Below are 13,107 nucleotides of genomic sequence, written 5' to 3'. Positions count from 1 at the left end.
CCTAACCCACCCTTTCCGCTCGTCCGAGTATTCCTTGTGGTCTCACCAAGAGCACGATGATGAGAATTCCGAGCGCAGTCGCGTACTTGAGGTCGGGACCGAGCCACAGCGTCGAGGTTTCGACGACGACGCCGATGACGAGTGAACCCGCCAGCGCGCCATAGGCCTGACCGAGGCCGCCGAGGGTCACCGCCGCGAACATCAGGAGCAGCAGGCGGGCGCCGACGTCGAACTTGGTGCCGTTGTCGTAGAGGGCCATGAGGATTCCCCCAAGCGCCGCAAGGCTGACCGCCATGATCCACACCAGGCGCACAATCGAATCGACCTTGATTCCCGAGGCCGCCGCGAGCGATGGATTGTCGGACACCGCACGGGTGGCCCGCCCGAGCCGGGTGCGCTGGAGGAACAGCGCGACGCCGATCAGGGCAATGGCCGCGATGGCGATCGACATGAGCGTGATGTTGCCCACCTGGATCGGCCCCACTTGGTGACGGACCTCGATCGCCTTGCTCAGACGGATCCGGTCAGGGCCGATCCACCACTGCAGGAAGTTGAGGAGGGCGAGCGACAGACCGATGGAGACAATCATCTGCTGCACGATGCCGACTCCGCGCTTGCGGAGCTTGCCCCACAAGAAGCGGTCCTGCAACCAACCGGAAGCGCCGGCGATAGCGATCGCGACGATGGCGGCCAGCCACAGCGGCCACCCAATCACGAACTGCCAGGGCGTCAGCGGAATGCCGACGGGCTGTTCCGTTGCGAAGAAGTACGCGAGCATCGCGCCGAGCGAGACTTGCTCACCGTGGGCGAAGTTGCTGAGGCCAGTGGTCCCGTAGATGAGTGAGAGTCCGACCGACGCGAGGGCGAGCATGAGCCCGAACACGACGCCGTTGAAGACGTTCTGAAGAACACGCGATTGCGAATCTGAGACAGCCGTCTGTTCGGGAGTTGGTGCGACGTCCGTGGTCACCACAGCGTCGGCGCTGCCCGCCAGGCCGAAGGCCGTCTCTGTAGCAATGTTGCTCGTAACGCCAGGAGACTGCGTTGTCCCCGAAGCTTGTGCTGACAAGAGCCACGTCACCGCGACTGCCGCAACCAAAAAAACGACGAGCGCTCTCAACACAACTCGGGTGTCAAGTGATCTTTTCACTGGTGCCCTCCAGGTGGTTGCGGATCAATGTAGCCCATGGATGTTTCCGCTATGTGGCCTAGCGGTCGCGAAGAAAGCACGTGAGGCGGGCGGTGGCGACCCGTCCGTCGGCGTCGTCAAAGACCGCGATGTCGTAGGTAGCGGCGCTCTTTCCCAGCCGGAGCGCGGATGCCTCCGCGCGAACGAAACCCCTGGTGACGGACCGATGGTGAGTGATGTTGAGGTCGACCCCCACGGCAATCCGACCGGGGCCAGCGTGGGCTGCCGCAGCAAGTGAAGCCACGGTCTCTGCGAGAGCGGCCGACGCGCCGCCGTGAAGAAGTCCGTACGGCTGCGTGTTGCCCTCCACCGGCATGGTCGCCACCCCCCGTTCGGCTGATACCTCGGTGATGGTGATGTGGAGGCGCTCGATGAGCCCGCCAAGGTCGGCATAGCCTGCCGCTGCGCTGTCGGTCATAGAGGATAGGTTGGCACCTGTGAGCGAATCGGCCAAGGACAGACTTCTTCTCGTCGACGGATTGTCGATGGCGTTCCGCGCGTTTTTCGCGCTCCCCGTCGAGAATTTCGCGACGAGTACCGGAACCCCGACCAACGCGGTCTATGGCTTCACCGCGATGCTCGCGACGTTGCTCAATGACAGGAAGCCGACGCACGTGGCAGTGGCGTTCGACCTCCCTGGGGGCACGTTCCGGACCAGGCGTTTGCCCTCGTACAAGGGCACTCGAGACGAGACGCCTCCCGACTTTGAGCCTCAGGTCCCGTTGATGCGCGAGGTGCTCGACGCCCTGGGGGTGGTGGCCGTCGACAAGGAGGACTTCGAGGCCGACGACCTGCTCGCGACGTACGCGCGCTTGGGCAGAGAAGCGGGCATGGAGGTGTTGGTGGTGTCGGGAGACCGAGACACCATTCAGTTGGTGACGGAGGACGTCACGCTGTTGTATCCGCGCAAAGGCGTGAGTGATCTCGTGGAGTTCACACCGGCGTCTGTTGAGGAGAAGTACGCGGTGCCGCCGCACCGGTACCCGGAACTCGCGGCGTTGGTGGGCGAGTCCTCTGACAATTTGCCGGGCGTGCCAGGAGTCGGACCAAAGACAGCCGCGAAGTGGATCGCGACGTACGACGGGCTCGACGGAATCCTCGCTGCGGCGAACGACGTTCCGGGCAAGGCGGGCGAGAGCCTGCGCGAACACCTAGACCAGGTGCGCCTCAACCGTGAACTGAACCACTTGCTCACCGACCTTGAGGGGATGAGGCCGCTCGAAGAACTTCGCCTCAAGGGAGCGGACTCCGCAGCGGTGCACGAGGTGTGCGACGCGTTGCAGTTCAAGGGGCTGCGAGCCAGGCTGCTCGCGCTCGCCTCCGGCGACGCACCGTCCGACGACGTCGCTGGCGCGCCCGTTGACAACACTCCTGTGCACTCGCCTGCGGCCGTGGCTGACGTGACGGCGATCGCCGGGCCCGTCGCGCTGCACTTGTGGGGAGGCTCCGGCGACGCTTGGGCACTGGGAGTGGCCATCGAGTCCGAGGCGTGGGGCCTCGATCTGGGGGCCATGGACGCCAAGGAAGACGCCGCGCTGGCCCAGTGGCTGGCCGACGCCTCGGTGGTCAAGGCATTCCACGGCGCCAAAGACTCATTGCACGCACTCGCGGCGCGTGGCTTCGCTGTCGAGGGCCTACAGGACGACACGCAACTCGCTGCGTACCTCGCCAATCCAGCGCAGGGGAGGCTCGAATTGGCGGACGTGGCCGAGCGATACCTGGGAGTGCGCCCCGCCCAGGCGGCAGCGGGCCAACTGGATCTCGGACTCGGCTCCTCCGAGGTGGAAGAGGCGGCGAGGCAGGCGCTGCTGGTGGCGCGTCTCGCCGCCGTGCTGAAGGCCGACGTTGAGGCGCGGGCCATGACGGCGCTCTATCGCGACATGGAAATGCCGCTCGTCCGGACGTTGTGGCGCATGGAGAGCGCCGGAGTGGCCGTTGACGGCGACCACCTGCAGACTCTCTCCGCCGAAGCGCTGAAACGGGCGGAGCGTGCCGCCGAGGGCGCCTACGCCGCGATCGGCTCGACCGTGAACCTCGGTTCGCCCAAGCAGTTGCAAGAAGTGCTTTTCGACCAACTTGGCATGCCAAAGACCAAGAAGATCAAGACCGGCTACACAACGGACGCCGCGTCACTCGCGGAGCTCTACGAGAAGCAACCGCATCCGTTCCTCGAGGCGTTGCTGGAGCACCGCGACGCGACCAAACTCGCCCAAATCATCCAGACGCTGCGTGACGCGGTGAGGGACGACGGCAGGATCCACACCACGTTCTCCCAGATCGTGGCTTCCACAGGCAGGCTATCTTCGCGGGACCCCAATCTTCAGAACATCCCGATCCGTACGGAGGAGGGGCACCGCATCAGGGAGGCCTTCGTCGTTGGCGACGGCTACGAAATGCTTGTGACCGCCGACTACAGCCAGATCGAGATGCGCATCATGGCGCACCTCAGTGGCGACCAGGCGCTTATTGACGCGTTTAAGGCGGGGGAGGACCTCCACCGCTTCGTGGGCTCGCGCGTCTTTGGCGTGCCGCCTGAGGGAGTCACTCCTGAAATGAGGTCGCAGATCAAAGCCATGTCTTACGGCCTGGCTTACGGTCTCTCCTCCTTCGGTCTCGCGCGCCAGCTGGGCCTGGCGGTCGGAGAGGCTCAAGCACTGATGGACGACTACTTCGCTCGCTTCGGTTCCGTGCGTGCCTATCTCACCGGCGTCGTCAAGCAAGCAACGGCCGACGGCTATACCGAGACAATCTTCGGCCGCAGGCGTTATTTGCCGGACTTGTCGTCAACGAACCGCCAGCGCAGAGACATGGCGGAGCGCATGGCGCTCAACGCGCCCATCCAGGGCAGTGCCGCGGATCTGATCAAGCGGGCCATGCTGGCCGTCGACGAGCGTCTCGCAGCAGAGGGGCTGCGCTCCCGGCAGATTCTGCAAGTGCACGACGAACTGGTGATCGAGGCGGCGCCCGGCGAGGCCGACGCGGTCGAGACCATTCTTCGCGAGGAGATGGCAGGCGCGGGAGCGCTCTCATTACCACTTGATGTCAATGTGGGGCGTGGGACCAATTGGCGGGTTGCAGGTCACTAACACCCGTTAGGGTTGCCTCATGCGTATCGGAATTCTTACCGGCGGAGGCGACTGTCCCGGCCTCAACGCAGCGATTCGCGCTGTGGTCAAGCGTGGAACCTCGGAGCACGGGTGTTCCATCATCGGCTTCCGCAACGGCTGGCAGGGGGTGATCGACGGTGATGCTCACCCGCTGACCAGAGACGACGTCTCCGGCATCCTCGTGGTCGGTGGCACCATGCTCGGCACTGCTCGCTGCCACCCGCACAAGGTGGCCGGCGGGATGGAGGCTGTCCAAGAGACGGTCACCAATGAAAAGCTCGATGGCCTGATCTGCATCGGCGGCGATGGAACGCTGAAGGCGGCGGGAAAAGTCTCGACCGCCACGGGCGTGCCCGTCATTGGCATTCCCAAGACGATTGACAACGACGTCGTGGGCACCGATGCCTCCATCGGCTTCGACACCGCAGTCTCGGTCGCCACGGAAGCCATTGACCGTTTGCACTCCACCGCCGAGTCTCACAACCGGGTGATGGTGGTCGAACTCATGGGCCGCCACTCAGGCTGGATCGCGGTGACAGCTGGCATGGCCGGCGGCGCGGACATCATCTTGGCTCCTGAAGAGCCCTTCGACATTGAGAACATTGCCAAGAAGATTCGCCACCGTCATCGCTACAAGAACTTCTCGATTGTTGCGGTCGCTGAGGGCGCGATTCCCGCAGAGGGATCCAACTGGCACGGCAATCCCACGATTGACGAGAAGGGCAACCCGATCGCTGGCTCTATCGGTCACGAGGTCACCAAGGCGATCGAGGAGCTCACAGGTTTCCCCACGCGGCTGACGGTGCTCGGATACACCCAGCGCGGAGGGATCCCCACGGCGGCCGACCGCCTGCTTGGCACGCGGTTCGGGATCGCTGCCATTGACGCGATCGTTGCCGGCCAGACGGGCAAGTTCACCGCAGTTCAGGGCGAGCACATCGTGCTCGAAGACTTCTCCACCATGATGGGCAAGACCAAGTGGGTTCCCAAGGAGTTGCTCGAGGCGTCCTGGGGCTTGTAGCGGGGCACGCCGGATCGTTGCAGAATCGTGTCTCGCCGATGGTGGCCTGCGTTTGTGCAGGTGCCAGGCGAGAGGTAGGCTGGCCGATGGCCTAGTTCGCCCTGCGTGCTGGCCTGCCCACCCATCAATGATTCACTGACCACCGGAGTCACTCCCTCTATGTCCGTATCCACCCCCGAGACCACCCAGATCGCCGTCAATGACATCGGCTCGAGCGAAGACTTCCTCGCCGCTGTAGACGCGACTATCAAAAACTTCGACGACGGCGACCTTGTTGAAGGCGTCATCGTCAAGGTCGACCGTGACGAGGTTCTCCTCGACATCGGTTACAAGACCGAAGGCGTGATTCCCGCCCGCGAGCTGTCCATTCGTCACGATGCTGACCCCGACGACGTCGTCAACGTGGGCGACACCGTCGAGGCCCTCGTCCTCACCAAGGAGGACAAAGAAGGCCGCCTGATCCTGTCGAAGAAGCGCGCTCAGTACGAGCGGGCTTGGGGTTCGATCGAGAAGATCAAGGAAGAGGACGGCGTCGTCACCGGCTCGGTCATCGAGGTCGTCAAGGGTGGCCTTATCGTCGACATCGGCTTGCGTGGATTCTTGCCTGCGTCGCTCGTGGAAATGCGTCGCGTGCGCGATCTTGGACCGTACATCGGCCAGCAGATCGAAGCGAAGATCATCGAGCTCGACAAGAACCGCAACAACGTGGTGCTGTCTCGCCGTGCCTTCCTTGAGCAGACGCAGTCCGAGGTTCGCTCGTCCTTCCTCACGGCTCTCGCCTCCGGCCAGGTCCGCAAGGGTGTCGTTTCCTCCATCGTCAACTTTGGTGCGTTCGTCGACCTTGGCGGCGTTGATGGCCTCGTGCACGTCTCCGAGTTGTCGTGGAAGCACATCGACCACCCGAACGAGGTCGTGTCCGTCGGTCAAGAGGTCGAGGTCGAGGTTCTCGACATCGACATGGACCGCGAGCGTGTCTCGCTGTCGCTCAAGGCGACTCAGGAAGACCCGTGGGCCGTTTACGCCCGCACGCACGCCATCGGTCAGATCGTGCCAGGCAAGGTCACCAAGCTCGTTCCGTTCGGCGCCTTTGTCCGCGTCTACGACGGCATCGAGGGCCTCGTGCACATCTCCGAGCTGGCCGTCCGTCACGTCGAACTGCCGGAGCAGGTTGTCCAGGCCGAAGAAGAGGTGTTCGTCAAGATCATTGACATCGACCTCGAGCGTCGCCGCATCTCGCTGTCGATCAAGCAGGCCAACGAGGGTGTCGACCCTGCGGGTGAGGACTTCGACCCCGCGCTGTACGGCATGACGGCCGAGTACGACGAGGCTGGCAACTACAAGTACCCAGAGGGCTTCGACGCCGAGACGCAGGAGTGGCAAGAGGGCTTCGACGCTCAGCGCGAGGCCTGGGAGGCCGAGTACGCCAAGGCGCACGAGCGTTGGGAAGCCCACAAGGCATTTGTGGCCAAGCAGGACGCTCAGGCCGCCGAGGCCGAGGTCACGGAGGCCGCTGCTCCTCGAAAGCGCGCACGGGGCGACGAGAGCGGCGGAGCGACGTCGTACTCTTCGCACGACGAGGACTCCTCGGACGCTGGCACACTCGCGTCTGACGAGCGCCTTGCCGCGCTTCGCGAGAAGCTCACGGGCAACTAGTACTTACAAAGAAGGGCCCCTGACCATGCGGTCAGGGGCCCTTCTTCGTTGGATCGGTCACAGCGAGAGGACGTGTTGCGCCTCGCCCTTTTCCGTGACAGCCTTTGCCAGTGTTGCGGATCGGGTTGACGGGCGGAATCGCCGCAGGTAAGTCGACGGCGTCGGAGCGCTTTGCCGAGTTGGGGGCGCGCGTCATTGATCATGATCATCTCGCCCGGCGCGTGGTGGAGCCAGGCTCTGCCGCTCTCGTTGACATCGTCGGCGAGTTTGGTGACCGTGTGGTCAAGGACGGCGCACTCGACAGAGAGATGCTCGCCAACATCGTGTTCGCCGATGAGGAGGCGAGGGTGCGGCTCGAAGAGATCATCCACCCCTACGTGCGGGCGGCGGCGAGCGCGGCCGACAAGCAGGCGCGCGCCGAGGGCGTGGCGGTGATCGTCCATGACATTCCGTTGCTTGTCGAGACGGGCCAAGGCAGCGACTTCGATCTTGTTGTCTGCGTGGTGGCGCCCCTAGCGGTGCGAGTAGCGCGTCTGCGTGAGAGCCGGGGCTTGACGCATGAGCAGGCGATGGAACGGATACTCGCACAAGCGAGTGATGAAGAACGCGCCGCGGTGTGTGATTGCGAGCTCGACGGCTCGGGTGATGTCGATCACCTGCGAGCGGGCGTGGACGAGTTTTGGGCGAGCCACTTGCCGTGAAAGGCGCGCTTGTCTGACCCCGGCGTTACCGTGGGGTCATGACCTCGGATCTTCGCCGCGCCCAGAATCCCTTTCAGGTGGTTTCGGAGTACAAGCCTTCAGGAGACCAGCCAGCGGCTATTGAAGACCTCGCCAGGCGCATTCAGGCGGGGGAGCCAGACGTGGTGCTTCTTGGCGCCACCGGAACAGGCAAATCGGCCACCACGGCGTGGTTGATCGAGCGTCTTCAACGCCCCACGCTGGTCATGGCGCACAACAAGACGCTCGCGGCGCAACTGGCGAATGAGTTCAGAGACCTCATGCCGCACAACGCCGTCGAGTACTTCGTGAGCTATTACGACTACTACCAGCCCGAGGCCTACGTCCCCCAGACGGATACCTTCATTGAGAAGGACTCGTCGATCAATGAAGAGGTTGAGCGGCTCAGGTACTCGGCCACGAACTCGCTTCTCACCAGGCGAGACGTGGTCGTCGTGTCGTCTGTTTCCTGCATCTATGGACTTGGCACACCGGAGGAGTACATCCAAGGAATGGTGAGCCTCGAAGTGGGCGACACCTTGCCGCGGGATGCCTTGCTGCGCGAGTTCGTTCAAATGCAATACGCCCGCAACGACCTCGCCTTCACGCGTGGAACCTTCAGGGTGAGGGGCGACACCGTCGAGATCATTCCTGTGTACGAGGAACTCGCCATCCGCATCGAGATGTTTGGGGATGAGGTCGAGGCCCTTTACACGTTGCATCCGCTGACAGGGCAAGTGGTCGAAAGCCGCCAGCAGGTCCACATCTTTCCGGCCTCGCACTATGTGGCGAGCGAGCAGCGCATGAGCAAGGCGATCTCGACGATCGAGCAGGAACTGGGGGAGCGGCTCGAGGAGTTGGGGCGACAGAACAAATTGCTCGAGGCCCAGCGGCTCAAGATGCGCACCACATTTGACCTCGAGATGATGCGATCGGTCGGCACGTGTAGCGGCATTGAGAACTACTCGCGCCACATCGAGCAGAGAGAGCCAGGGACACCGCCACACACGTTGCTGGACTACTTCCCCGACGACTTCTTGCTGGTGATCGACGAGAGTCACGTGACGGTGTCGCAGATCGGGGCGATGTACGAAGGCGACGCGTCGCGCAAGCGCACCCTCGTCGACCACGGTTTCAGGCTGCCGTCCGCGCTCGACAACCGGCCATTGCGGTGGGATGAGTTCCAGGAGCGCATCAAGCAAACGGTGTACCTCTCCGCGACACCAGGCAAGTACGAACTGGGCAAGTCCGACGGCGTGGTCGAGCAGATCATTCGCCCCACTGGACTCGTCGATCCCCAAATCGTCGTCAAGCCAACGGAAGGACAGATCGACGACCTCCTTCACGAGATTCGTCTCCGGGTCGCCAAGAACGAGAGGATTCTGGTCACGACGCTGACCAAGAAGATGGCGGAGGACCTCACGGAGTACATCTCCGAGCGAGACGTGCGTGTGGAGTACTTGCACTCAGACGTCGACACCTTGAGGCGCGTGGAGCTGCTGAGGGACCTGCGCATGGGACGTTTCGACGTGCTCGTCGGGATCAACTTGCTGCGCGAAGGACTCGACCTTCCTGAAGTGTCTCTTGTGAGCATCCTCGACGCGGACAAGGAAGGCTTCCTCAGGTCGGGAACCTCGCTCATCCAAACCATCGGCCGTGCAGCCAGGAACGTCTCAGGTGAGGTCCACATGTATGCGGACACCGTGACCGACTCCATGGCCGCAGCAATTGACGAGACCAACAGGCGCCGCGAGAAGCAAGTCGCTTACAACACCGAGCACGGAATCGACCCGACTCCGCTACGCAAGAAGATCAGCGACATCACTGAAATGCTTGCGCGCGAAGAGGCCGACACCGCGGCCACGCTGCGGGCCGTGGAAAGGGAGTCCTCCGGACCGGGCGCAATTGCGGCGGCAAAGCACGCCGGTCGCCCGGCCACGGAACTCTCCGCTTTGGTTGAAGAACTGTCGGCACAGATGCGAGGTGCGGCGTCGGAACTGCAGTTCGAACTCGCGGCGCGGCTCCGTGACGAGATTTCTGAGCTCAAAAAGGAGCTGCGTCAGATGATGCAGGCGGGCTAGGTCAGTACAGTTAGGCGCCGCGGCTCTCCTCGACCTCCTCGCCGGTCTCCTTCGGTGCCGCCTCGGACTCGCGAGACGGTCGCCTGTTTTCCGACCAGGGGCCCATGTGCCCATCCCATGGGCGAATGCTGATGTCCGCGACCGCGCCCACGATGACGAATGGATCCTCGGCAAGGAGGTCCTCGACGTGGTGCCTGGTAGCCGCTGAAGCGATCAGGAGTGCGCCTGGCTCACCGTCGTCGTCGTACTTTCCGTAAGCGAGCATCGCGCCGGCGTCGGCCAGGCCTGCGAGGTACCAGAGGTGCTCGTCGAGGACTGCGGCACGCGCAGAGTCCCGCGTGTCATACGTGTAGTGAATGATCCACAGAGACATGAGACCATTCTGGTCCGCTGGAACAGGAGTTGACGCGTGACCGTTGTCCCAGGTTGGATAGAGACGGCGATTCGAACACGTGTTCGACAGACTTCACGTAGGGTGGCGTTGTGAACGACAAACTGATTGTGCGTGGAGCGCGCGAACACAATCTCAAAGGTGTGGATGTAGAGCTTCCCCGAGATTCCCTCATCGTCTTTTCGGGGCTGTCTGGCTCGGGCAAGTCGTCCCTCGCTTTCGACACCATCTTTGCCGAGGGTCAACGTCGCTACGTCGAGTCGCTGAGCGCTTACGCACGCCAGTTCCTCGGCCAGATGGACAAGCCCGATGTCGACTTCATCGAAGGCCTCTCACCTGCTGTGTCGATTGACCAGAAGTCAACCAATAGGAATCCGCGGTCGACCGTCGGCACCATCACCGAGGTCTATGACTACCTCAGGCTTCTGTTCGCGAGGGTCGGTGTGCCGCATTGCCCTGTGTGTGGCGAAGAAGTGAAATCGCAAACGCCCCAACAGATCGTCGACTCGGTGCTCGCGCTTCCAGAGGGAACGCGCTATCAGGTGCTCGCGCCCATGGTGAGGGGGCGCAAGGGTGAGTACGCGGACCTCTTCGCCGAGCTCCAGCAGCAGGGGTATGCGCGAGCCAGAGTTGACGGTGAGTCCGTCCAGTTGAGCGATCCGCCCACCCTTGAAAAGAAGCTCAAGCACGATATTGAAGTGGTGGTCGACCGGTTGGTCGCGCGTGATGGGGTGCGCCAGCGCCTCGCTGACTCGGTAGAGACGGCGCTGAAGCTTGCAGATGGCCTCGTCGTCATCGACCCCGTCGACGGAGACGTGCCTGCACGTCGCTACTCGGAGAAGCGGGCCTGTCCCAACGACCACATCCTGACTCTGGAGGAGATGGAGCCGCGGACCTTCTCCTTCAATGCCCCGTATGGCGCCTGTCCAGAATGCACGGGTATTGGGGTGAGGCTCGAGGTCGATCCCGACCTCGTGGTCCCCGACCCCAGCAAGTCGCTCGCGCAGGGAGCGATCGCGCCATGGGAGTCCATGGCTTCCGACTACTTTGGGCGCATGGTCCGTGCCCTCGCGGAGGACGTCGGCTTCTCGATGACAACGCCGTTCCAAGACCTGCCAGAGGCCGCGCGCGAGTCGCTGCTCGTGGGCAAGGATTACGAGGTCCACGTCCGCTTCCGCAACCGTTACGGACGGGAACGTCAGTACACGACCGGCTTCGAAGGTGCGATCACGTGGCTTGAGCGGCTCCACAGTCAGACGGAGTCCGACTACTCCCGCGAGAAGTACGAACAGTACATGCGCGAGGTGCCTTGCCACGTGTGTCACGGGACGCGCCTCAAGCCAGAGGTTCTCGCCGTCACTATCGGCGGCAAATCGATCGCGGAAGTGTGTGAGCTCTCGATCCGCGACGCGCGCGGTTTCCTGAGCGACGTTTCTTGGGACGAGCGGGCGCGCCACATCGCCACGCAGGTGCTCAAGGAGATCGATGCCAGGTTGGGATTTCTCCTTGACGTGGGTCTCGACTACCTCACGCTCGCGCGGGCGGCAGGGACGCTGTCTGGAGGGGAGGCGCAACGCATCCGTCTCGCGACCCAGATCGGGTCAGGCTTGGTCGGTGTGCTCTACGTGCTCGACGAGCCGAGCATCGGTCTCCATCAGCGGGACAACCGCCGGCTCATCGAGACCCTCACGCGCTTGAGAGACCTCGGCAACACGCTCATCGTGGTGGAGCACGACGAGGACACGATCCGCACCGCCGACTGGGTGGTCGACATCGGGCCCGGCGCCGGGGAGCACGGGGGAGAGGTGGTCCACTCGGGAACCTATGCCGATCTCCTCACCAACGAATGGTCGATCACGGGCGCTTACGTCTCCGGTCGTCGCGGGATCGCCGTTCCGGAGCAACGACGATCCGCAGATCCAGATCGTAAGATCACGGTCGTGGGTGCCCGCGAGCACAACCTCCAAGGGATTGACGTCTCGTTCCCGCTTGGCGTGCTCACTGCCGTGACAGGAGTGTCGGGCTCGGGCAAGTCGACGCTCGTCAACACGATTCTGTACACGGCACTCGCCAACGAGCTCAATGGGGCGCGGCAAGTGCCCGGCAGGCACACGCGCATTGAAGGCACCGACCAACTCGACAAGATCGTCCACGTCGACCAGGGGCCTATCGGCCGCACGCCGCGATCGAACCCTGCCACCTATACGGGTGTGTGGGACAAGGTCCGCAAGCTGTTTGCGGAGACCCAAGAAGCGAAGATGAGGGGCTACGGCCCTGGCCGCTTCTCCTTCAACGTCAAGGGCGGGCGGTGCGAGGCCTGTTCAGGAGACGGAACCCTCAAGATCGAGATGAACTTCCTGCCGGACGTGTACGTAATGTGCGAGGTATGCAAGGGCGCCAGGTACAACAGGGAGACCCTTGAGGTGCACTTCAAGGGCAAGAACGTCGCGGATGTGCTCAGCATGCCGATCGAAGAAGCGGCGGAGTTCTTCGAGGCGATCCCATCGATCTCGCGGCACTTGTCCACGCTCGTAGACGTCGGTTTAGGCTACGTGCGTCTTGGCCAGCCTGCGCCCACGTTGTCTGGCGGCGAGGCACAAAGAGTGAAGCTCGCCTCCGAGCTCCAACGCCGCTCGACCGGCCGCACCATTTACGTTCTTGACGAGCCAACAACGGGACTGCACTTCGAGGACGTCAAGAAGCTCATGAGCGTCCTTCAGGGCCTCGTAGATAAGGGCAACACGGTGATCGTCATCGAACACAACCTCGATGTCATCAAGTGTGCCGACTGGGTCATCGACATGGGTCCTGAGGGAGGCTCCGGCGGTGGAGTGGTCGTCGCGGAAGGTACCCCTGAAGATGTCGCAGCTCATCCTGGATCCCACACGGGCGCATTCCTGGCGGACATGCTGGGCGTGAGCGCCCGGGTGGCGGCTCCCGCTTAGG

General features: G+C 63.2%; 9 protein-coding genes. 6 read left to right on the top strand and 3 right to left on the bottom strand.

Features of this window, described 5'->3' with window-relative positions; genetic code table 11:
- Position 1: 1 nt before the first annotated feature.
- Complete coding sequence (locus LGT36_RS05365; protein WP_226094830.1) at positions 2-1,150, bottom strand: branched-chain amino acid ABC transporter permease; 1,149 nt, start codon at positions 1,148-1,150, stop codon at positions 2-4.
- A 58-nt stretch (positions 1,151-1,208) separates the two neighbouring features.
- The gene (locus LGT36_RS05360; RefSeq protein WP_226094832.1) at positions 1,209-1,607 is read right to left on the bottom strand and encodes a PaaI family thioesterase; all 399 of its coding nucleotides are present in this window, start codon (positions 1,605-1,607) and stop codon (positions 1,209-1,211) included.
- 19 nt (positions 1,608-1,626) lie between these two features.
- Between LGT36_RS05360 and polA the strand changes: the two genes are divergently transcribed.
- The 5 genes from polA to uvrB all read left to right on the top strand — a co-directional run bounded on the left by polA (position 1,627) and on the right by uvrB (position 9,770).
- Positions 1,627-4,275 (top strand): DNA polymerase I, encoded by a 2,649-nt coding sequence (gene polA, locus LGT36_RS05355; protein ID WP_226264468.1) that lies wholly within the window; start codon positions 1,627-1,629, stop codon positions 4,273-4,275.
- Between the two features lie 19 nt (positions 4,276-4,294).
- The gene (locus tag LGT36_RS05350; protein ID WP_226094913.1) at positions 4,295-5,317 is read left to right on the top strand and encodes a 6-phosphofructokinase; all 1,023 of its coding nucleotides are present in this window, start codon (positions 4,295-4,297) and stop codon (positions 5,315-5,317) included.
- A 159-nt stretch (positions 5,318-5,476) separates the two neighbouring features.
- Entirely contained in the window at positions 5,477-6,970 is a 1,494-nt protein-coding gene (rpsA, locus tag LGT36_RS05345) for a 30S ribosomal protein S1 (RefSeq protein ID WP_226264467.1), read from the top strand.
- A gap of 110 nt (positions 6,971-7,080) precedes the next feature.
- A complete protein-coding gene (gene coaE, locus LGT36_RS05340; RefSeq protein ID WP_226095194.1) occupies positions 7,081-7,671 on the top strand; it encodes a dephospho-CoA kinase in 591 nt (196 codons plus the stop codon).
- 38 nt (positions 7,672-7,709) lie between these two features.
- On the top strand, positions 7,710-9,770 hold the full coding sequence (uvrB, locus tag LGT36_RS05335; RefSeq protein WP_226095195.1) for an excinuclease ABC subunit UvrB: 2,061 nt from the start codon (positions 7,710-7,712) through the stop codon (positions 9,768-9,770).
- Positions 9,771-9,780: 10 nt separating this feature from the next.
- On the opposite strand, the gene LGT36_RS05330 is transcribed toward uvrB, so the two are convergent.
- Complete coding sequence (locus LGT36_RS05330; protein WP_226095196.1) at positions 9,781-10,143, bottom strand: YciI family protein; 363 nt, start codon at positions 10,141-10,143, stop codon at positions 9,781-9,783.
- Between the two features lie 110 nt (positions 10,144-10,253).
- Here LGT36_RS05330 and uvrA point away from each other — a divergent pair, with 110 nt between their 5' ends.
- Positions 10,254-13,106, top strand: coding sequence for an excinuclease ABC subunit UvrA (uvrA, locus tag LGT36_RS05325; protein WP_226095197.1), 2,853 nt, complete (start codon positions 10,254-10,256; stop codon positions 13,104-13,106).
- Position 13,107 lies beyond the last annotated feature (1 nt).

The organism is Demequina sp. TMPB413 (assembly GCF_020447105.2).
Taxonomy (GTDB): domain Bacteria; phylum Actinomycetota; class Actinomycetes; order Actinomycetales; family Demequinaceae; genus Demequina.
This window is presented reverse-complemented; position numbering and strand designations above follow the sequence as displayed.

Excerpts from the sequence above, each read along its gene's own strand:
- LGT36_RS05360 (WP_226094832.1), bottom strand. The coding sequence starts at position 1,607 with ATGACCGACAGCGCAGCGGCAGGCTATGCCGACCTTGGCGGGCTCATC.
- LGT36_RS05350 (WP_226094913.1), top strand. The coding sequence starts at position 4,295 with ATGCGTATCGGAATTCTTACCGGCGGAGGCGACTGTCCCGGCCTCAAC.
- rpsA (WP_226264467.1), top strand. The coding sequence starts at position 5,477 with ATGTCCGTATCCACCCCCGAGACCACCCAGATCGCCGTCAATGACATC.
- uvrB (WP_226095195.1), top strand. The coding sequence starts at position 7,710 with ATGACCTCGGATCTTCGCCGCGCCCAGAATCCCTTTCAGGTGGTTTCG.
- LGT36_RS05330 (WP_226095196.1), bottom strand. The coding sequence starts at position 10,143 with ATGTCTCTGTGGATCATTCACTACACGTATGACACGCGGGACTCTGCG.